Origin of the sequence: Seminibacterium arietis (genome assembly GCF_042675725.1) — a bacterium.
GTDB classification, from domain to species: domain Bacteria; phylum Pseudomonadota; class Gammaproteobacteria; order Enterobacterales; family Pasteurellaceae; genus Seminibacterium; species Seminibacterium arietis.
Map to the genome: position 1 here is coordinate 21102 of NZ_JBHTJN010000004.1, position 22517 is coordinate 43618.

Below are 22517 nucleotides of genomic sequence, written 5' to 3' on the forward strand. Positions count from 1 at the left end.
CTACCGCATTCTCATCTTATTATAATGGATTTCTAATGGTGTAATGCGTCGAAAATACGTTCAGCTAACGCTGTAGAAATATTCGGTACTGAGGCAATTTCATCCACTGTTGCATTTTTCAATCCTTGCATACCACCTAAATATTTTAATAATGATTGGCGACGTTTTACGCCCACACCTTCAATAGATTCTAATCCACTTTGAGTAAAAGCTTTTTGCCGTTTTTTACGATGCCCGCCTATCGCATAATTATGGCTTTCATCTCGAATATGCTGAATTAAATGTAGTGCAGGACTATCTGATGGAAGATTTATAATTTTATTTTGCTTACTAATAATTAATGTTTCCAATCCTGCTCGACGATCAATCCCTTTCGCTACACCAATCAATTGAGGTCGTTGTTTGTCCCATTCTACATTAAGATTTTGAAATACTTGCAACGCTCGGTTTAATTGTCCTTTTCCCCCATCAATAAAAATAACGTCAGGAATATTTTCTTCTGCTAAAGATCGATCATATCTTTTAAGCAGTGCTTGCTCCATTGCTGCATAATCATCTCCTCCCTTAATATCTGTAATATTAAAACGGCGATAATTAGATTTCAGCGGACCATCTTGATTAAACACTACACAAGATGCAACTGTCTGTTGTCCTTGTGTATGACTAATATCAAAACATTCCATTCGTTTAATTGTTGGTAAATTAAGCAATTTTTGTAAAGCTATATAACGTTCTTGTATCAATGTAGTTTGTTTTGACTGTGCTGTTAATGCTGCTTTTGCATTCATCTGGGCAAGCTGCAAGTATTTGCTTTTACTACCTTTTGTTTTATCTTGAATACTTACTTTTCTTCCCGCTTGTTCTGATAATAATATCTCTAAGCTTTCTTTTTCGAGTAATTTTTGATCAACAATAATATTATTGGGAATTGATCTTCCTTGATGACCTTGTAAATAGAATTGCCCTACAAAAGTTTCTGTCAACTCACTTAAATCTGTATTTACTGGCACTTTAGGAAAATAACTACGATTCCCCAGCACTTTGCCCTGCCGAATAAATAATACTTGCACACAAGCAATACCAAGTTGATAAATAATAGCAATAATATCTAAATCATCTAGACGATCATTACTCACAAATTGTTTTTCTACTACAGAACGTACTGCTTGGATCTGATCTCTAATGAACGCAGCTTGTTCAAAATCTAATCTAGCAACAGCCAGCTCCATTTTTTTAATTAAATGATCAAGTACTTGCTGATCTTTTCCTTGTAAGAATAAGCGAGCAAAATCCACTTGCTGATTATAGTCTTCATCACTTACATAACCAGCTACACAAGGAGCAAGACAACGATCAATTTGATACTGTAAACAAGGTCTAGAACGATTGTTGTAAACAGAATTTTCACATTGTCGTACAGGAAAAAGCTTTTGTAGTAAAGAGAGAGTCTCACGAACTGCACTCACATGGGGATAAGGACCAAAATATTCTCCAGCCCATTTTTTGGGACCTCGGTGAGAAGTAATTCTAGGATGCTGCTCTTTGGTTAGTAAAATATACGGATAAGATTTATCATCACGCAATAGTACATTATAGCGAGGTTGATATTCCTTAATATAATTATGTTCTAACAAAAGAGCTTCTGTTTCTGATGTAGTAATAATAGTTTCAATACGGCGAATGCTGGCTACTAGTGCAATTGTTTTTTTACTCACTATATTAGTGCGAAAATAGCTCGCCAAGCGTTTTTTTAAATTTTTCGCCTTACCTACATAAATTACTTGCTCTTTAGCATCATACATTAAATAAACACCTGCATGATCACTAACGTCTGCAAGAAATTTTTTTGCATTGAAGGTCATAAATTCTATTTATCTATAAATAATGTCCTAAAATCAACCGCACTTTTTCCAAGTCATCCGCAGTATCAACGCCAACTTGAGGAACTTCATGAGCGAGTTCAACATGAATTTTTTCGCCATGCCATAATACTCGTAACTGCTCTAATTTTTCAATTTGTTCAAGTAAAGTAGGCTGCCATTGGACATACTGTTTGATGAATCCTGAGCGGTATGCATAAATCCCAATATGACGCAAATAGCAACAAGCTAAATTGATATTTTGATTTAAAACTTCTCCTTGTCGTAAATGAACAAATTGGTCTCGATCCCAAGGAATTACTGCTCGAGAAAAATATAGAACATAGCCATTTTTATCTGTTAATACTTTTACGACATTTGGATTAAATAACTCTTGCAAATCCTCAATGTTTACTGCAAGCGTAGACATATTAACTTGATATTTCACTAGATTTTTTGCCACTTGTGAAATAATGACTGGCGGAATAAGTGGCTCATCTCCCTGAACATTGACTATTATTTCATCGTCTGGTAAAGCTAGTTTTTCTACAACCTCTGCAAGTCTTTCTGTACCTGAATTATGCTGCTCTGAAGTCATACACACTTCGCCTCCAAAACTGCGGACAACTTCAGCAACTTTTACATCATCTGTCGCAACAATAACTCGCTTAGCTCCTGATTGTTTAGCCTTTTCCCAAACATGAACAATCATTGGTTTCCCTGCAATATCTGCTAGAGGTTTACCATGCAAGCGACTTGAAGCAAAACGTGCTGGAATAATTACAGTAAATTCTGTCATTTAACTTTCCTTTTCAGTTTCATTAACCGCTATTGCTTCATCAGCTAATAAAACGGGAATACCTTGTGAAATAGGATATGCTACTTTGTCGTAAGTGCAAATAAGTTGTTGATTTTCTTTATTATATTTTAATCGCCCTTGACAAAGAGGACAAGCAACAATTTCTAATAATCGATTATCCATTTTTTACCTTCTGAATTTTCTGCGTTATTTTATTTACTAATTCTATTGCCGATTGTCCCAAAATTTCAGTTTCTACGGGAACATACCACCAATTTGACTGAGCAAATTCAATACATTTAACCGCATCTTTTTCTGTCATAAAGAGCGGTCGATTTTTTGGAAATTGTGTAAAAGCACTTGCTTCAAATTTTTCATGATCTGCAAATTCATACGTTTTGACTAGCTTAAAATTAAAATTTCTCAACATTGTAAAAAAACGTTGTGGGTTACCAATACCCGCAATAGCTACTATTTCTCGCTGTGAAAAATCACTTAAAGCACAGTACTCGTTAGTCAATAAATTAATAGCGAACTGCGGTTGCAGAAACATCACGGCATCAGCATTAGCATTTTCACCACCATTGGCAATAATTAAATTCACTGTTTCTAATCGAGATGGTAATTCGCGTAATGGACCCGCAGGTAACAAAAAGCCATTACCAAAACCACGATCAGCATCTATTACGACAATTTCTATATCTCGTTGTAATTTATAATGTTGTAGCCCATCATCTGAAATAATCACATCACAAGGAAAATTTGCAATTAATTTTTCAATGGCATGTTGGCGATTAGGCGAAATACATACAGGTACTCCTGTACGTTTCGCAATTAAAACAGGTTCATCACCACAATCCACAGGGTTATCATCATGACGAACTAAACGAGGGTAATAACTAGACTGACTACCATAGCCTCTCGAAATGACACCAACTTTTATACCTTGTTGGCGTAATTGTTGAATTAACCAAATTACGACTGGTGTTTTGCCATTTCCACCAACAGATAAGTTACCGACAATAATGACAGGTACAGAAGAGCGGTAAGAATCCAAAATTTTTCGTTGATATAATTGATGACGGAGAATTGAAACGCCCCAAAATAGCAAAGAAAAAGGAGAAAGCAACCATTTAAATAAGACTGCTTTAAGATCACTTTCATACCAAAATTTCATTTTGAATCCTATAAATTATTGACTAAATTGCATACTATGTAATTGTTTATATGATCCATTTAATGCCAACAGTTGTTGATGATTACCACGTTCTTTAATTTCTCCATGTTCAATCACTAAAATTTCATCTGCCTTTTCAATAGTAGATAAACGATGAGCGATAACTAATACTGTGCGATTTTTTTGTAATTCTTCTAAAGCTGCTTGAATTGCTCGCTCAGACTCTGTATCTAACGCAGAAGTGGCTTCATCTAAAATTAATACTGGAGAATTACGCAATAATGCACGTGCAATCGCTAAACGTTGCCGTTGACCACCAGATAAACTTGCTCCATTTTCACCAATGACCGTATCTAATCCATATTCAAGATTTTCAATAAACTCCATTGCGTGTGCAGCTGTAGCTGCCCGAATAATTTCTTCACGACTGTATTTATCGGCAGAAGCATAAGCAATATTATTAGCGACTGTATCATTAAATAAATGAACTTGTTGGGAAACGACTGAGCAATTTTCACGCAAATTAAGCAGAGTATAATCTTCAATATTGATGCCATCAAGAGTAATTTCGCCTTGATCAACATCATAAAAACGAGTTAATAAATTAGCAATAGTAGATTTTCCTGAACCTGATCGACCTACTAATGCTACTGTTTTTCCTCGTGGAATATCAAAAGAAATATTGTTTAAAGCAGGTGTATCTCTACCTTCATAAGTAAAAGTTACATTTTTAAAACTCACATCACCTTTAGCTTTCGTTTCATACTTACCATTATCTTTTTCTGTTTCCATTTCTAATAAAGCAAATAGCGTTTGACAGGCTGCCATTCCACGTTGAAATTGAGCATTAACATTCGTTAAAGATTTTAGTGGTCGCATCATCGCAAGCATTGATGAAAAAACTACGGTAAATGAACCAGCTGTTAAATTTTGGTCCATAATAGATGGAATTGTTGCCAAATAAAGCACTGCAGAAAGTGCGAAAGAAGCGATAATCTGCACAATAGGGTCAGAAATGGCATCCGCCATCATCACTTTCATTCCCTTGCGACGCATATCATTACTCACATGATTAAAACGTTCTTCTTCTACTTTTTGCCCCCCAAAAGACAATACAACTTTATGCCCTTTTAACATTTGTTCTGCAGTAGAAGTTAATTCCCCCATAGAATTTTGCATATTTTTGCCTAAATTGCGGAAAATTTTCGACACAATTCGCACCAAAATCGCAATAATTGGACCTATTACAAATAATACTAAAGAAAGTTGCCAACTGGTATAGATCATCACTGCAAGTAAGGCCATAATATAGGCACCTTCCCGCACAATAGTAACAAGCGAACCTGATGAAGAACTTGCTACCATTTCACTATCATAAGTAATACGAGATAATAACTTTCCTGCAGAATTTTGATCGAAAAAAGAAACTGGCATATACATTAGATGACGGAATAGTCGACGACGCATCGTCATCACTACTTTACCTGATACCCAAGCTAAACAATAAGTAGAAATAAAGCTAGTAACCCCACGTAAAATAATCAACAGCACCACAATAATAGACATCATACGTAAAAAAGAAACATCTGCTTTACCAAAGCCATCGTCTAATAAAGGCTTCAACATTTGAATTAAGGCTGCATCAGTTAACGCATTAAAAATCAAAGTAATCCCTGATACGATAAGTCCTATTTTAAAAGGCGAGATAATAGGCCATAGACGTTTAAATGTTTGAGTAGTTGATAGATCTTTATCCTGCATAATTCATTTTCTTGATAACATAAAACTGCTCAATTGTACCTTTATTTTCTCTACAATCCAATTATTCCCTGATACCAAGGGGAAAAATCATCTCTAGCTGTATAAATTTTAATGATATTATTATCAAAATGTAAGCTTATTTGCCCTAAAAGAGCGGTATTGTAAATATCACTTTCTACTTTTGTTAACCTTTCAGTTACTAAATGGTGAGGAAATCCCCAGGCATTCCATCTTCCACTAGAAATTAAAGCGATTTTAGGCTTAATTTTGTTGACAAAACGCTCACTCGTAGAAGTTTTACTTCCATGATGCCCGACTTGTAATACATCAATTTGATCAAGTTCAGCTAAAATTTGATTTTCTGTTCCTACATCTGCATCACCTGTTAATAAAACTCTATTAATTCCATCATTGACTAACAAAATACAAGAATCTGGGTTATTAGCTCGTTGCACAGGGCGTGGGGGAGATAGTACACTAAATGTTAATCCTTGCCACTTTAATTGACTTCCTTTTTGACAAAACATGCGATCAGTTTTCCCATAATTTTGCCACGATGGCATCATTAAATTGACATTCGGATAGGCTTTCAAAATTGCTTTTGCTCCACCTGAATGATCATTATCGTCGTGACTTAAAATCAACCAGTCAAGTTGAATTCCTTGCCGTTGTAAATAAGGTATTATTTCTAACTCTGCCATACTTCCATTACGCCATGCCGCCCCTGTATCATACAAAATAGCACGATTATTTTTTACAATTAGCGTTGCTAATCCCTGCCCCACATCAAGGGTCTCTAATTTCCACTTAGGCTGTGAAAAAAGAGAATCACAATAAAAAATTACACAGCCAATTATTAATATCCAACTCGCTTTCATTGAATTTCGAATGATTAAAAGAGACGGTAAGACTTCTCGATTGAAATTCAATCCCGACGGTTTACGCAATAGTAACGATGACTTTTTAGACTTAATTTGATGTTGTAAGTAAAGCCAATATAAGTACATTAAATATAATAATGCCAAAAGTGCGGTAATTATCACTGAATTTTTAGTTGAAATATCAACCCAATTACCACTCTGCCATGAAATCGACTGCGTGATCCACTCTGCCAATTGATTTGCCCAATACCAACTCGAAAAACTGCCATTAGTAAAGACAGCAAATAAAATCAATGGTATTAAGATCAAACTAAAAAATGGAACTGAAATTAAATTTGCCGTTAATCCCGTAATAGAAAAGCCATGAAAAAAATATAGTTGCAAAGGAGTAAATAACAAAAACAATCCTAATTGTAAGTGAAATAATCCTAAAATATAGCGTAGATACTTTAATGGCGATTGTTCTAATGATTTTCCTTGCCATTGAATTAATCGCAAAGGCACCAATTGATACCATAAAATCAAACAACTTACAGCACCAACAGAAAGCCAAAAACTAACCGAAAGCAACATAAAAGGATCAAAAATAACTAGTAATGCAATTACTCTGATCAACGCTCGCCATGGTGTACAATATGCACGACATAAACGAAAAATAATGAGAACGAGTAATGCAATAATAGCCCGAAAAGTAGGAATACTAAACCCTGCTAATGCTGCATAGATCCATGCAACTAACGCTCCTATGACTAACGGAAAATTTGGTGTAATCCATTTAGTAGGTAATGAGAATTGAAATAATCTAGCTAACCAAAAAACAATCAACATAGCTAAACTAATATGTAACCCTGAAATAGCGATTAAATGTGCCGTATTAGTTTGTTGATAAACTAACCATGTATCTGACTTCAACCAAGCTCGCTCACCAAAACCTAAAGCTATCAGCAAACCTTGAGCGGATAGAGGTTTAGTTTGAATCAACGCTTGCTGCAAACGTTTTTGTCGCCAATCCAAATTTTGAGTAATTTTTACCGCACTTTTAACATTAGCATAAGCAGAAATACCCTTTGCTAATAACCATTTTTGTCGGTCAAATCCACCAAAATTTAAACGTGATGATACCGCCCGGAGTCGCAACTCACCTCGCCAAACCTCCCCTAAATTTAACCGCTCTTTCTGCTGCCAATTAATGTAGATTCGCCGATATTCTTTTTCATTAGGCAATACTGTTTTAATGATTGCAGTTTGATAATTTCCTTGATGTAAAATATCAATAATTTGAAATTCTACATTAACTTTTTTAGGCAAGAGTTTTATTTCGCTAGATAGACGATATAAATCTAAAGCTTGGTGGTGGAAGTATCCCATACAAATAATAATTAACAATAAGCTACCTATTATTTTCTTTAGCAAGTGAAATTGAAAGTAAGTAAAAATTAACCACAATAAAAATAAAAGTGTTGATAAAATGAATGTAATTTCTAATGGTAACAATAAAAAAACAGGGAAATAAAGTAAACTCAATGCACTTATAAAAATAATCAGTGCAAAAAAATCTGGATCAATAAAAGAAATACGTTGAAAGTTGAGAATTAATTTTTTCATAGTGATGTCGAAATTTTCTCACCACTATGAAAAATTTTATAAAATCAGGCAATCATATGAAATAGTTTTTGCGGTTAAGATCGCAAAATTAAATTTTCACACACAAATATTTTAGTTCTAAAAATTCATCTAGACCATATTTCGAACCTTCACGACCAAGTCCTGATTCTTTCACTCCTCCGAATGGAGCAAATTCATTAGTAATTAACCCCTCATTAATACCAACTAAACCATATTCTAAAGCTTCTGCTACTCGCCAAATTCGACTAATATTTTGCGTAAAAATATAAGATGCCAGCCCAAATTCTGTATTATTTGCCATTTGAATTACTTGTTCTTCTGTATCAAATTTGAATACTGGAGCAAGTGGTGCAAAAGTTTCCTCTTTTGCTACTTTCATTTCTTCATTAACGTCTTTCAATAAAGTTGGCTGAAAAAATGTACCGCCAAGATGATGTCTTTCCCCACCAAGCAATAAAGTGGCTCCTTTTTGAACTGCATCTTGAATATGAGTTTGTATTTTTTGCACCGCACTTTCGCTGATCAAAGGTCCCATATCAACACCTTGTTCATTAGCAGCACCTAGTTTAATTTGCTCCATTTTTGCCGCAAATTTTTCTAAAAAAGTATTATAAACACCAGATTGCACGTAAATTCGATTAGTACAAATACAAGTTTGTCCACTATTACGAAATTTTGAAGCAAATACGGCTTCTACTGCATTATCTAAATCTGCATCATCAAATACTATTGCTGGTGCATTTCCACCTAATTCTAATGCTAGTTTTTTAACTGTATGTGCTGATTGTGCCATTAATAGCTTACCTACACGAGTTGATCCAGTAAAACTCACTTTGCGAATGACCGCACTTTCGGTTAAAACTCTACCGACACCTACCGCATCTGAACTAGTAACAATATTAAATAGTCCTTTTGGTAATCCCGCTTGTTGTGCTAATTCTGCCAAAGCTAAGGCAGAAAGCGGTGTTTCTTGTGCTGGTTTCAATACAATAGCACAGCCTGCAGCCAGTGCTGGAGCAGCTTTACGAGTAATCATCGCATGAGGGAAATTCCAAGGCGTGATAGCTCCAACTACGCCAATGGGTTGCTTTAATACCATTAAACGATGATTATTTTTATCAGATGGCAACACATCTCCACAAATACGCTTAGCTTCTTCTGCGAACCATTCAATAAAGCTTGCTCCATATAGAATTTCACCTCGACTTTCAGCTATTGGTTTACCTTGCTCTAAACTCAAAATTTGAGCTAACTCTTCTTGATTTTCTAATACTAAATCAAACCAACGACGTAAAACTGTAGCTCTTTGCTTTGGAAGTTCATGTTTCCATAAATATTGAGCTTGCTTTGCAGCTTCAATTGCTTGTTGAATTTCTTCTAGACCGAGATCTGCTACTTGACATATTTCTTTACCACTAGCAGGATTAATTACTGCGAATGTTGCTCCATTTTTAGCATCAACATATTCACCGTTAATATAACTTTTTGTTCTTAAAAGAGAAAATTTTTCCATTTAACTTAGCCTTATTTAAATTTAATACAGCGTAATAATTACTATCTGTTCAGGATCAATATAACAATAAAGTTCATCACTAACCTGAATTCTATGGTCACCACTTGTAGTTGCACAGCATTGTACAGCCCCACCAATATTTAATATGACTTCTTGACAAACATTATTATCTATAATGTCAACTACTGTTGCACTAAAGCAGTTTTGCGATACATTTGGTTTAGAATGAGATATTTTTAGCCAAGGTGCTTTCATCATTACCATGACTTCCTTACCTAAAAATAATTGTAAACGTACCGCACTTTGAGCAGTAATAGAAACTCGTAATGGGTTAGGAAATCCATTAATCTGAATATCTACATAACAGTGAATATCTTTATTTTCAAAAGCAATAATATTGCCAATGAATTGATTTCTAGCACTACTTTGTAAAGAAAAACGAGCTGTTGCAGAGAGTATACTATCTAATGGTACCGTCTCATCTTGTAAAATCTCAAATGCTTTGGACTGTGTTCGCTCTAATAAATCATAAAGTTGCAATAATCTCTGAGCATATATCGTCAATGCTGTTCCGCCACCATTTTTTCCACCTACATTACGGTTTAGCAACGGCTTGGGGCTAATATTATTCATTGCTTCCAAATGATCCCATGCACTTTTATAACTTACTTTTACATTCTTTGCCGCTTGGTTAATCGAACCGCACTTATCAATTTCTTTTAATAAACGAATACGCTTTGGATCAACAAAAAGTTGTTGTTGCAATTTGATTGAAAGTAAAATTTCTGTTTCAGACATAACTTTCTCCCACAAGACTTTTATACATTTTAATAGAATGTTTTACTTTTATATAGCTTTTATTTTTAAAATCGTTATATAATAAAATACATATCAGTTACATGGCAATTATTACCTTAAAACATATCAAGTTATGGAGTCATTATGCTTAAATTCAAAAAACTTTTAACTATCATCGCATGCGTAGCAATTTCCTTATCTGCCCAAGCAAAACTCACCGTATTTGCAGCGGCATCGATGACTAATGTACTAGAAGAAATTAAAAAAGAATATTTAAAACAAAAGCCAAATGAAGAAATCATTTTTTCATTCGCTTCATCTTCCGTGTTAGCAAAACAAATAAAACAAGGGGCACCCGCGGATATTTTTATTTCGGCGGATCAAAAATGGATGGATTTTTTAGCAGAAGCTAATGCTATAGATTCAAATAGCCGTGTTGATTTAGTTGGCAATAAATTAGTGATTATTGCACCCAAAGAAAGTAAAATTAAAGAGTTTGATGTAACTAAAACTGACTGGCAAAACAAGTTAAGCGACAAAAATAGTTTTTTAGCTGTTGGTGATCCTAATCATGTTCCAGCGGGTAAATATGCAAAAGCGGCTCTGACTTATCTCAAGCAATGGGACGATGTTAAAGATAAACTTGCTCCAGCAAAAAATGTACGAGCAGCTCTAGCATTAGTTGAGTTAGGTGAATCCCCATTAGGTATTGTTTACGCTACGGATGCGGCTGCAAGTGAAAAAGTAAAAGTGGTAAGCATATTCCCTGACGGTTCACATCCGCCAGTAGAATATCCAGCAGCAATAGTAAAAAATCATGATAATGAAAATAGCCGTGAATTCATTAAATTCTTAAAAACTGAGCCAGCAAAACGCATTTTTACGACCTTTGGTTTCATCAATAAATAGTTGAATTTATCTTGTAGTGGAATTTCCACCACATTATTTATTTTTAAACCGCACTTTTGCATCATCTTGTAGGTTAGAAGCTATGTTGAGCATCATCAATGACAATTTTACTTTATCACAACAAGAAATTGATGCTATCTCACTAAGCATCAAAGTAGCTTTAATATCAATTTTTGCGAGCCTGCCTTTCTCAATTTTTATCGCTTGGCTGTTGGCTCGCAAAGAGTTTTGGGGAAAATCTGTTCTCAATGGCATAGTTCACTTACCTCTAGTATTGCCTCCTGTTGTGATTGGTTATTTATTGCTTATTTTGATGGGGCGTAACGGTCTAATTGGTCGTTATTTAATTGATTGGTTTGATTTTACTTTTAGCTTTAATTGGTATGGAGCTGCATTAGCATCAGCAATAGTGTCATTTCCATTAATTGTACGCTCTGTACGCTTAGCACTAGAAAGTGTAGATTTTAAATTAGAACAAGCAGCTCGTACTTTGGGTGCCTCCAGTATCCGTACTTTTTTCACCATTACGCTACCGCTTTCTCTACCAGGTATATTATCGGGTTTGATTTTAGGCTTCGCACGCTCATTAGGTGAATTTGGTGCAACTATTACTTTTGTTTCTAATATACCAAAAGCAACTCAAACACTACCTCTTGCAATGTCATCATTTATTGAAACGCCAGGAGCAGAACATTCTGCTGCTCGGCTATGTTTAATTGCTATTATTATCTCTTTAATTTCATTGCTCATTTCAGAATGGCTTGCTCGACATACGCAAAAAAAATTAGGTCAATCAAATGTTAGAAATTAATGTTGAAAAAAAATTAGGTCAGATACAATTTATTACTAATTTACAAATTCCAAATCAAGGCATTACCGTTTTATTTGGTTTGTCTGGCTCAGGAAAGTCTACTTTAATCAATTTAGTGGCAGGTTTAACTAAACCAGATCACGGCAATATTCAATTGAACAATCGAATTCTAACAGATACAACTAAGCAAATTCATTTGCCACCAAATCATCGCAATGTAGGTTATGTATTCCAAGATGCTAGATTATTTCCTCATTACACAGTGAAGGGCAACTTATGTTACGGCATGAAAAATACTAATCAACAACAATTTGATCACATTGTCCAATTACTTGGCATTGAACATTTATTAAAACGCTACCCGATTACATTATCAGGAGGCGAGAAACAGCGAGTTTCAATAGGACGAGCTTTGCTCACTCAACCTGAAATATTACTAATGGATGAACCTCTTTCTGCGTTAGATATTCCTCGTAAACAAGAATTATTAAACTACTTAGACAAGCTTGCTGAAAACATCAATATACCAATTTTGTATGTAACTCATAGTATAGAAGAGCTACTTCATTTAGCAGATCAAGTTGTGTTAATGGATAATGGTAAAGTAAAGGCTTACGGTCACCTTGAAAACTTATGGCAAACGCCTTTATTTGATTTATGGAAATCTAATAATCGTCAAAGTACTGTACTTTCGCTGCCAATACAACATCACAATAAATGCTATAAAATGACCGCACTTGCTTTAGGTGAGCAATCTATTTGGATAACCGAAATTAAGAAAAATATAGGAGAATATACACGGGTCTGTATTTATGCGACCGATGTTTCAATTACCTTAACGTCACCTGAAAAAACAAGCATTCGTAACATTTTATTTGGTAAAATCACTGCACTTTGTGAAAAAGAAAATCATGTTAACGTGCAGATTAAGGTTGAACATAATCTTATCTGGGCGAGTATTAGTAAATGGTCTTATCATCAACTCGCACTACAAATCGAGCAAAATGTCTACGTGCAAATTAAATCCGTTTCTTTAATTAAGTAGAAAACAAATACTCAATAGTAAATTTATTAAATAGTCTAAATTTAAAAAAAACACACCGCACTTTAAGCGGTGTGTTCTCATTAAAAGATGATACTTTCTCTTATCAAGCTTGCACTGAGCAAGATGTATCTATCACCTCTTTTGTCTTTGCGATCTTTTTATCTGTCCATTTGACTACATCGGCTATAATAAGTTTTTGAATGGCTTTTATAAAAGTTTCCATAAACTCAAAGTCTATTTGTCCGTTTTTTGTTGGGAGGTTGATTGTCTTATTTTTTACCTTATTCCAACCTCCTAATTTATTCTTATAAGAATAAATTTTTAAATCTGTTACTTGATTAATACAAGGTACAAAAAATAAATATTCTTTAGGTTGTAAATCTTTATTACCTCCTAGCCATTTAATAGCATAAGAATCTGAAAGAACAGTAAATTCTTTTGACTGATAATAAGCTCTATAAACATCACTATTTGAAGGAAGTGAAATAACATTTTTTAAAATGGTTGCATTTTTAATTGGTACATAATAGTTTAATCCCTGATTCATAAAACTAGAAGTTAAGGCTGGTAAGATATATTCTCCTTTAGGTTCTTTAGGTAAATCATTTGCTTTATAAGGTAATTTTTTTGTAGATATTTTTTCAAACAAATCACCAATTCTATATTCTCCCCACTCAATCTCATCTAGGCTATTAAGTGCATATTTTTCTTTATCTGTTAAAGTATAATCTTTTAAATCACTAGCTACTAGATAAGCCTCAAGCTCGGCGACTCGCTGAGCCTCAAGCTCGGCGACTCGCTGAGCCTCAAGCTCGGCGACAAAGCTTTCCATAAATTCAAAGTCTATTTGTCCGTTTTTTGTTGGGAGTTGGATAAATTTATCTTGAATTTTATTCCAAGAACACATATTTTCATATCCAAAGTTTTTATTTAAATGAGTAAATGTATTTGAAATAAATAGTCCCAATTTTTCAGTTATATTAAATTTAAATTCCAATGAAAATACTCTTGCGTGAGTAACCATTTTATATTCAAAATTTCTAAAAAAGACATTCCCAAACATATCTATTGTAATTGTGTTTTTTTTGAAAATTTTTGCTTTTATATCTGATTTTCCTAATATTCCACTATCAGTCAATCCTGCTGTTATTACATTTACACCCTTATTATTTATATGTTTTTTTTGTATATCAAAATCTCCATTTTGACTTTCAAACAAATCACCAATTCTATATTCGCCCCACTGAACTTTGGCTAGTTTTTCATTCAGTGAGGCATCTATTTTTTTAAGCTTTCGTCCTCGCTTTCTTTTTTCATAAGATTTGACACTTCCCAAGCTAGATAGTCGCTAACCGTCTTTTTAAAATCTTCAAGTGTTGGTCTTGTATCAATCGGTGCTGATTGATTCCAGTCTGTTCCACTTTCTACATCAATATAACCCTCATAGTATTCTTCTTCAGTAAAGATGTTTAGCTTATGCTTTCCAAAGCGTACAAGGTCTACAACTTCTTGATATCTTTCTTTTGCTCTATCTGTATCAACTAAATTATTACTTGCTTTTTTTCTGTTTGTTCTTGTGTAGCCGTCGTTAGAAAAGTCTATAAATTTAACGATATTATCGTTATGATGTGCTTCTCCAACTTTAAAAACATAGATATTAGTTTGTACACTTGATTTTCCTATAAAAATATCTATTGGCATTTTGATACTTGCTATTAAGGTGTTATTTTTTAAGATATTTTTGTTTATCTCTTTAGCTTTGCCACTACCCGCAGAATTTTGAATAATGATTGCTCCGTAGCCTTTTTTCATCATTGAAAAGGCTCTTTCTACAAAGACCATACCATTTCCTGTGGCTGAATAAGGTGGGTTTAAGACAAAGGCAGTCGCTGGGAAGTTTTCATCAGTATTTCCAAAACCGTATTTACCGTCAAAGTCTTGTAAAGAGTCTTTGTTTAAAATATTTGAACTTCCGTCGCCCATTAGTATCATATTTAAAATTGCTAACATATAGATATTAGACAAAACTTCAAGACCTAATAATTGTTCTGCTTTTATTTTTAAAATCTTTTGTTCTAATTCTTCTGGTGATTTTATTTTTTCTTTTGCGTCAATTATCATTTCGTTCATACCAGCTACTAAAAGGCCGGCTGAACCAGTTGCGAAGTCCCATAGAAAGCTATCTTTATCAACTCTTGCAAGTTTTACAAGTAGTTTAGCTACATAAGAAGGAGTTAAGACAACATCATTTAACTTATCTTGTGTAAAGCCAAGCCAAGAATACATTTCGTTGAAAAGTTTTCCTGTAAAGTCGGTTGTAAGTCCAACTTTGTAATATATACCTAAATCATCAACAATTTTTGTAAATATTCTTTTTAGTTGACTTTCTCCATTTGTAGCTTTATTTATATTATCGGATAGCAAGGTGTTTTTTAATGTTCTAAGTATAAGGTCTTTCTTTTTAGGTGGAAGATTTTTACATTTTAAAAAGCTGTCTATTTTTCTAACTACAATATCTCCGTCTGTGTTGTTTTCTTCTTTTAATGATTTTAAATCACTTTTTTCAAGTGGTGCAACTTTTCCCTCTACTCCAAGTGTTGCCATTATTGAGGCTGCTACTAAATGAACTCTATCACTTTCACTTAGTCCTTTTTCCTCTTTGTAAATATCATTATTTAGCTTAACAAGACTTGCTTGTATTTCTTTTTCTCTTTTTTCTTTGAGTTTTTCTAATTCTTCAGAAGTAAGTGATAGCTCTTTTACTTTTTTTATAAAATTATCAAAGTTTTCTTTTTTTAAAAAAGATAGGTCTGTATATTTGTCTACTTCTTGTCCTATACCGAAGTTATCTTTTGAAACATAGTAAACACCTATTGAGTGTTCTATTTGTCCGTTTTCTTTTTTATATCCTGTAACACCAATAGCTATTACATCAGTATAGCTTGTATAATGAAGTATTGCATTTGCATAGTGTACAGCACCATTTACGGCATAGTCTTTTATATTTTTATAGTTTGGCTCGCTTTTAGTTGTTATATTATCAACTTTTCCGTCGCTATCCAGTTTTATTAGTTTGTCTTTATAGCCCTTATATTCTATAAGTATAGGGTATTTTTTTAATGTTTTTGTTTCAAGTAAAAGTTTAGCATCGGGTCTATTACCACCCTTACCCCCACTTTTTGAGGCATATTCGTTTAATGCTTTGTCTATTTCATTATTTAAACTTTCTTGTTCAAGTTTGTAATCTAATTTATATTGTTTTAGCCAACCATTAACAAGGTCAGCTATATTAGGCTCAACTGACTTTATTTTTGCCATTTTTAATCATTCTCCACTTTATCGTTTTCTCAGCTTTGATTACAGTATTTTTTCGGTTCTAAACTTTCATTTTATTTCATTATTACTTTTACTAAAAAATCATAAAAAACTGTGTTATATTAGATCACAAGCATCGTACATAGCAAATAATTACAAAAAACACTTATTAAATAATTGGTTGTAATAAGGAAAAACTTATTCATCAACTGAAGATGTTTTTTCTAATCCAAAATGATGATAAGTATTAGATGTAGCCACTCGTCCTCTAGGTGTACGTTGTAGAAAACCCTGTTGGATCAAATAAGGTTCTAGAACATCTTCAATAGTGTCCCGTTCTTCACCGATTGCAGCAGCCAAATTATCTAGTCCTACTGGTCCACCATCAAAACGTTCAATTATCGCTCGTAACAACTTACGATCCATAAAATCAAATCCTGCTTGATCTACATCTAGCATAGATAATGCTTGTTTTGCGATATTAACTGAAATCACGCCATTATTTTTAACATCAGCATAATCTCGTACTCGACGTAATAACCGATTTGCAATTCTAGGCGTTCCCCTTGAACGACAAGCAATCTCTCTTGCTGCGGCGTCTTCAAGGCGAAGTTTTAAGCAAATTGCACTACGAGAAACAATAGAAGTAAGATCTTCAACAGAATAAAATTCTAAACGTTGAACAATACCAAATCGATCACGCAATGGCGAAGTAAGTGAGCCTGCTCTTGTTGTCGCTCCAATTAAAGTAAAAGGCGGTAAATCTAATTTAATAGAGCGGGCTGCTGGTCCTTCACCGATCATAATATCTAATTGATAATCTTCCATTGCAGGATATAGCACTTCTTCAATGGCGGGAGATAGACGGTGAATTTCATCAATAAACAAGACATCATGAGGTTCTAGATTAGTCAACATAGCGGCTAAATCTCCCGCTTTTTCTAATACTGGTCCTGATGTTGTGCGAATATTTACCCCCATTTCGTTTGCTACAATGTTAGCTAAAGTAGTTTTTCCTAGTCCAGGAGGTCCAAAAATAAGCAAGTGATCCAATGCATCTTGTCGTAGTTTCGCAGCCTTAATAAAAATATCCATCTGCTCACGAACTTGGGGTTGCCCCACATAATCATTCAGTAATTTGGGACGAATAGCTCGATCAAAATACTCTTCATCGGATTTCACGGTTGCACTAATTATTCTGTCTGCTTCAATCATATTTTTGTCTTAGCATTTATAATGCGGCTTTTAAGGCTTCACGAATCAATTGCTCACTATTTAAATCAGATTTAGCAACTTTTTTCACCATCTTTTCTGCATCTAGTTGTTTATAACCTAATGCCACTAGTGCAGCAACTGCATCATCAACTTGGGTATCTGTACTTGTTATATTTCTTTCCATTGATGGTAACTGAGTACTTTCTATGAAAAAGTCTGTTTGTTGTAATGACTTAAATTTGCCTTTTAGTTCTACTAACAAGCGTTCAGCAGTCTTCTTACCAACACCTGGAATTTTCACTAATTTAGATAGCTCTTCACGCTCAATAGCATACGCAAATTCTGTTACTGACATAGCAGATAAGATTGCTAACGCAAGTTTAGGACCAACACCATTAGTTTTAATTAACTCTCGAAATAAAGTGCGGTCTTGTTTTTGATAAAATCCAAATAACAAATGAGCATCTTCACGCACAACGAGATGAGTAAATAATATAGCTTCTTGACCAATCTCAGGTAAATTATAAAAACTAGTCATTGGCAATAATAATTCATAACCAACCCCTTGCACATCAAGTAAAATTTCTGGAGGCTGCTTTTCTATTAAGATACCCTTTAAACGACCAATCATAATTTTGCCTTATTACTTTCAAATAAAATTTACTATAGCGTGATTTTTAGCGTTAAATGATTCAACTTTTATAGTCGCTATCATAACGGAAATAACTACTTTTCAGTAATACTATCTATCAATCGGGTTATTCTACACATGCTATATTAAAAAAGATACAGAATTTTAAAATAGCTATATTTGATATCATGACTAGCAAAATTAAATGGAATGATACAAGATAATAAAGTTAAATAAACTTTTTCAAATTTTTAATCTGAATCTCCCACGACTATATTTAGAATATATAAGTGCGGTATTATTTCGATTAATATTACTAATATGATTTGAAACTTGCAAAGAATGATGAAGAGAATGAGCATGCGTTATTGCAATAGCCAGAGCATCAGCAGCATCAGATTGTGGCATTGACGATAATTTTAAAATACGTGTAACCATTTCTTGCACTTGACATTTATCCGCCGCCCCCGTTCCTACAACTGTTTTTTTTGCTAAACGTGCCGCATATTCAAATACAGGTAAATCGTGATTGACTGCTGCGACAATAGCAGTTCCTCTAGCTTGTCCTAGCTTCAAGGCTGAATTAGCATTTTTTGCCAAAAATACTTCCTCAATCGCAAATACATCAGGACAAAACTGAGTAATAATTTCTGTAACGCCTGCATAAATCCGCTTTAAACGAGTTGGAAGATCCTCAGCTTGAGTACGAATTGCACCGCTTCCCAAATAAATCAGTTCTCGATTTTTCTGCTGAACAACACCATACCCTGTTACTCGAGAACCAGGATCAATGCCTAAAATAATCGTCATAATTATCAAAAACGGACATATTGTCCGTTTTTCCATAAATTAAACATTACAGCAATGCCGCTACTTCATCACTAATTTCACCATTGTGATAGACATTTTGAACGTCATCACAATCTTCTAGCATATCAATTAATTTTAATAATTTAGGTGCTGTTTCTGCATCAAGAGAGACTGTTGTTGAAGGAATCATCGTTACTTCAGCATTTTCAATTTTAAATCCAGCTGCTTCAATTGCGTCACGCACAGCACCTAAATCTTCCCAAGCAGTATAGATTTCAAAGCAACCGTCTTCTTGAGGTTGAATGTCCTCAGCACCAGCATCAATTGCAGCTTCTGTTAAGCTATCTTCATCAGCATTTAAAATCAAAATTAATCCTTTTTTACTGAACAAATAACCAACAGATCCTTCTGTACCCAAATTACCACCGCATTTAGTAAAACTTGGACGAACTTGAGATATAGTACGGTTTGCATTATCGCTTAAACACTCTACCATAACCGCTGCGCCACCAGGACCATAACCTTCATAAACTCGAGTTTCCATGTTAGTATCATCACCACCGCCAACACCGCGTTCTATTGCTCGGTTAATAGTATCACGAGTCATGTTGCTAGAAAGGGCTTTATCTACTGCCGCACGTAAACGAGGATTCGCACTAACATCTCCTCCACCAAGCTTAGCTGCGGTCACTAATTCTCGAATTAATTTAGTAAATATCTTACCACGTTGAGCATCTTGTGCAGCTTTGCGGTGTTTAATATTAGCCCACTTACTATGTCCTGCCATCTTTTTTCCCTTTTTAATCTAAGTTGATTTTATTACTACAAAAATTTATCACGGATTAAATATTTTTCAATGATTAATTTATTATTCCATGATTTAGTTAGTTCTGCTGCTTGCTTTGCTGATAACCATTGGTAAGCTTGATGCTCTATTAATTTTGGTTCATACAGATTCGGAACAGCAAGCAAAAACCAATGTTCTGTCACTGTTGTTACATTGGGTGCATATTTATAACGGAATTGTGGAAAAATTTCAAATACTACTGCTTCATTACAATTAAAGAGTGGTAAATTTTCTACTAAAATATCAAGTCCCGTTTCCTCTTTTACTTCTCGTATTGCAGCTTGATAGGGTGTTTCCCCCTCTTCTAAGGATCCTGTTACTGACTGCCAAAATTCTTGATCATCATTGCGTTGTAGCATTAAAACTTTACCACTAATTTGATGATAAATTAATACAAGAACTGAAAGAGGAGACTTATACTTTGTCATAAATTAAATCAACTATAGTAGACAGGAATTTAGTTTTTTCTCAAAAAGAGGAAATAATAGACTGATTTAGCTTTAATTTAACGTCATTCTATACATAACATATTAAAAAAGACACTGAAATTTTAAAACTGATGATATGCTTTATTCTATGTGCTTTTATCCAAAAAAACAAAAATTTTGTAAAAAAGTGGAATAAAATTAAGGTAACCTTATAACAACTCAAATAAAATGCCTGAAATTGATTATTTCAGGCATTTTATTACTAATAAATAATTAGCGACGTAAACCTAGACGGCTGATAGTTGTCATGTAAAGTTCAAGATTAGTGCGTTTCAAGTAATCTAATAATTTACGACGACGAGAAACCATACGTAACAAGCCACGGCGACCATGATGATCTTTCTTGTGAACCGCAAAGTGTCCTTGTAAATGGTTAATTTGTGCTGTTAGTAATGCGATTTGAACTTCTGAAGAACCAGTATCTTTTGCATCACGACCAAATTCAGCAACAATAGCTGCTTTTTTTTCTGTACTTAGAGACATATTTAATTCCTCTTACTAAGGTAGTTAATATTCATCTTACGCCGATCTCTAATCCAGCGAAGACAGGAGTGTGGATTTTAAAGGCAATTAAAAGAAAAAGCAACTAATATCAGTGGCATTATTCTGCACTATCACAATTTATAGTTCAAAACCTATTATCATTTCGGTTTCGCTACCATAATTTCAATCACTTGCTTATCAGTAAATTGCATACTACGATTAGCAAGATCACATAAGTTATTGATTGAGCGATCAATATCGTGTTCTACAATACCTTCATGACCAGTTACACAACAACCGTCCATTGCCATTAAAATAGATTTATAACTGGAATTTACACTGGTAGATACTTTCATTGCACAACTATTTGCTGCACCATCGCAAATTAAACCACTTATATCACCAATCATACTACTAATTGCCATACTCACTGTTCGAAACTCTCCTGTTAATAACCACGCAATCCCTGCACAACTTCCCATCGCTGCAGTACTTACAGCACAAAGAGCGGATAGTTTTGGTAATTTACTGTGAATAAAAATAGCCATCAAATGTGATAAAAATAAAGCCCGCACTAATTTTTCATGCTCAACTTGTAAATGTCTAGCGACAACTACCACTGGGATAGTCGCTGTGATACCCTGATTTCCTGAGCCTGAATTACTCATCGCTGGTAATGCAGCTCCTCCCATACGAGCATCAGAAGCAGCTGTAGTCTCAATCACAATGCGTTGGAGCAAATCATCGCTTAATAATTTCCGTTCAATTTGTCTTTGTAAAGTTCGACCAATGTGTAAGCCATAATCTTTCCGCAGTCCTTCTTGAGAGAGGGCAGAATTTAATTTAGCTGCTTGAGTTATAAACTCAATCTTTTCTAATTCTACTTGTAATGCAAAATCAAAAACATCTCGACTACTAAGTTGGCTGAAAAAATCTTGCGAATTTTCTACCGCACTTTTACTGTCTTTGTGAAATAAAACTCTACCATTTTTTTCAATGTGTACTATGTTGGTATGATGATGTTCAATACACACTTTTACCGAGTCCAATCCAGCATACAGATTAGCCTCAGAATAAAGTAAATGATCACATTGAGCGATACTAACTCGTACTCTGTCTTGTTGTAAAAACTGTTTCGCTTTTTCTACTTGCAATGCAGTAATCTGTTTCAATACTTCTAAACCACCATCAGGATCTCCACCGATTGCCCCTATAGCTGCTGCCATCGGCAAACCTAACGTTCCCGTTCCAGGTACTGTGACTCCCATACCATTTTTCATCAAATTAGCAGAAACTTTCCCTTCAATTTTTGAAGGTTCAACTCCCAAGTGAAAGCGAGCTACCGCACAAGCTAAAGCAAGAGAAATTGGCTCTGTACAGCCCAATGCAGGAACAACTTCTTGCTTCACATTATCTAAAATACGATCTTCAAGTTTTTGTAATAATACTTTCATATTTCCTTACAACACACTATTAATACTAAACGCTTATAACTCAACACTACCGTAATTGATAAGTTGTAACAGTATTCTACATTTTGAAATAAAGC

General features: G+C 34.2%; 20 protein-coding genes. 3 read left to right on the top strand and 17 right to left on the bottom strand.

The genetic code is table 11. From position 1 onward, the window contains the following. Window positions 1-32 precede the first annotated feature (32 nt). From uvrC to ACFQ02_RS01185, 8 genes are all read right to left on the bottom strand, one after another. Window positions 33-1862 carry an excinuclease ABC subunit UvrC gene (gene uvrC / locus ACFQ02_RS01150; RefSeq protein ID WP_380818251.1) on the bottom strand — a complete coding sequence of 610 codons (1830 nt, stop codon included), beginning with the start codon at window positions 1860-1862 and terminating at the stop codon, window positions 33-35. Window positions 1863-1875: 13 nt separating this feature from the next. Further along, the gene (gene kdsB, locus ACFQ02_RS01155; protein ID WP_380818253.1) at window positions 1876-2658 is read right to left on the bottom strand and encodes a 3-deoxy-manno-octulosonate cytidylyltransferase; all 783 of its coding nucleotides are present in this window, start codon (window positions 2656-2658) and stop codon (window positions 1876-1878) included. Further along, window positions 2659-2841 (bottom strand): Trm112 family protein, encoded by a 183-nt coding sequence (locus tag ACFQ02_RS01160; protein WP_380818255.1) that lies wholly within the window; start codon window positions 2839-2841, stop codon window positions 2659-2661. Then, entirely contained in the window at window positions 2834-3835 is a 1002-nt protein-coding gene (lpxK, locus tag ACFQ02_RS01165) for a tetraacyldisaccharide 4'-kinase (protein WP_380818257.1), read from the bottom strand. The genes ACFQ02_RS01160 and lpxK overlap by 8 nt, the downstream gene beginning before the upstream one ends. Window positions 3836-3850: 15 nt before the next feature. After that, window positions 3851-5596: a lipid A ABC transporter ATP-binding protein/permease MsbA gene (gene msbA / locus ACFQ02_RS01170; RefSeq protein WP_380818259.1), complete on the bottom strand. Its 1746-nt coding sequence runs from the start codon at window positions 5594-5596 to the stop codon at window positions 3851-3853. Between the two features lie 50 nt (window positions 5597-5646). Then, entirely contained in the window at window positions 5647-8082 is a 2436-nt protein-coding gene (locus ACFQ02_RS01175) for a DNA internalization-related competence protein ComEC/Rec2 (RefSeq protein WP_380818260.1), read from the bottom strand. An 88-nt stretch (window positions 8083-8170) separates the two neighbouring features. Continuing rightward, entirely contained in the window at window positions 8171-9616 is a 1446-nt protein-coding gene (locus tag ACFQ02_RS01180; RefSeq protein ID WP_380818262.1) for an NAD-dependent succinate-semialdehyde dehydrogenase, read from the bottom strand. Window positions 9617-9637: 21 nt separating this feature from the next. Further along, the gene (locus ACFQ02_RS01185) at window positions 9638-10414 is read right to left on the bottom strand and encodes a TOBE domain-containing protein (protein ID WP_380818264.1); all 777 of its coding nucleotides are present in this window, start codon (window positions 10412-10414) and stop codon (window positions 9638-9640) included. 144 nt (window positions 10415-10558) lie between these two features. Between ACFQ02_RS01185 and modA the strand changes: the two genes are divergently transcribed. The 3 genes from modA to modC all read left to right on the top strand — a co-directional run bounded on the left by modA (window position 10559) and on the right by modC (window position 13179). Further along, the gene (gene modA / locus ACFQ02_RS01190; protein WP_380818266.1) at window positions 10559-11323 is read left to right on the top strand and encodes a molybdate ABC transporter substrate-binding protein; all 765 of its coding nucleotides are present in this window, start codon (window positions 10559-10561) and stop codon (window positions 11321-11323) included. 82 nt (window positions 11324-11405) lie between these two features. Beyond that, entirely contained in the window at window positions 11406-12134 is a 729-nt protein-coding gene (gene modB / locus ACFQ02_RS01195) for a molybdate ABC transporter permease subunit (protein ID WP_380818268.1), read from the top strand. Next, window positions 12121-13179, top strand: a complete 1059-nt coding sequence (gene modC, locus ACFQ02_RS01200) for a molybdenum ABC transporter ATP-binding protein ModC (RefSeq protein ID WP_380818270.1) — start codon at window positions 12121-12123, stop codon at window positions 13177-13179. The genes modB and modC overlap by 14 nt, the downstream gene beginning before the upstream one ends. 103 nt (window positions 13180-13282) lie before the next feature. On the opposite strand, the gene ACFQ02_RS01205 is transcribed toward modC, so the two are convergent. The 9 genes from ACFQ02_RS01205 to ACFQ02_RS01245 form a co-directional block, all read right to left on the bottom strand. Further along, window positions 13283-14515 carry a restriction endonuclease subunit S gene (locus ACFQ02_RS01205; RefSeq protein ID WP_380818272.1) on the bottom strand — a complete coding sequence of 411 codons (1233 nt, stop codon included), beginning with the start codon at window positions 14513-14515 and terminating at the stop codon, window positions 13283-13285. Beyond that, on the bottom strand, window positions 14458-16497 hold the full coding sequence (locus ACFQ02_RS01210) for an HsdM family class I SAM-dependent methyltransferase (RefSeq protein WP_380818276.1): 2040 nt from the start codon (window positions 16495-16497) through the stop codon (window positions 14458-14460). The genes ACFQ02_RS01205 and ACFQ02_RS01210 overlap by 58 nt, the downstream gene beginning before the upstream one ends. Window positions 16498-16692: 195 nt before the next feature. Continuing rightward, entirely contained in the window at window positions 16693-17709 is a 1017-nt protein-coding gene (ruvB, locus tag ACFQ02_RS01215) for a Holliday junction branch migration DNA helicase RuvB (RefSeq protein WP_380818278.1), read from the bottom strand. A gap of 16 nt (window positions 17710-17725) precedes the next feature. Then, complete coding sequence (gene ruvA / locus ACFQ02_RS01220; protein ID WP_380818280.1) at window positions 17726-18340, bottom strand: Holliday junction branch migration protein RuvA; 615 nt, start codon at window positions 18338-18340, stop codon at window positions 17726-17728. Window positions 18341-18583: 243 nt separating this feature from the next. Next, complete coding sequence (gene ruvC, locus ACFQ02_RS01225; protein WP_380818283.1) at window positions 18584-19150, bottom strand: crossover junction endodeoxyribonuclease RuvC; 567 nt, start codon at window positions 19148-19150, stop codon at window positions 18584-18586. A gap of 46 nt (window positions 19151-19196) precedes the next feature. Next, complete coding sequence (locus tag ACFQ02_RS01230) at window positions 19197-19937, bottom strand: YebC/PmpR family DNA-binding transcriptional regulator (protein WP_380818284.1); 741 nt, start codon at window positions 19935-19937, stop codon at window positions 19197-19199. Between the two features lie 35 nt (window positions 19938-19972). Beyond that, window positions 19973-20425, bottom strand: a complete 453-nt coding sequence (nudB, locus tag ACFQ02_RS01235; protein WP_380818286.1) for a dihydroneopterin triphosphate diphosphatase — start codon at window positions 20423-20425, stop codon at window positions 19973-19975. Between the two features lie 273 nt (window positions 20426-20698). After that, window positions 20699-20968, bottom strand: a complete 270-nt coding sequence (gene rpsO, locus ACFQ02_RS01240) for a 30S ribosomal protein S15 (RefSeq protein ID WP_380818287.1) — start codon at window positions 20966-20968, stop codon at window positions 20699-20701. 158 nt (window positions 20969-21126) lie between these two features. Beyond that, window positions 21127-22422: an L-cysteine desulfidase family protein gene (locus ACFQ02_RS01245; protein WP_380818290.1), complete on the bottom strand. Its 1296-nt coding sequence runs from the start codon at window positions 22420-22422 to the stop codon at window positions 21127-21129. Between the last annotated feature and the right edge of the window lie 95 nt (window positions 22423-22517).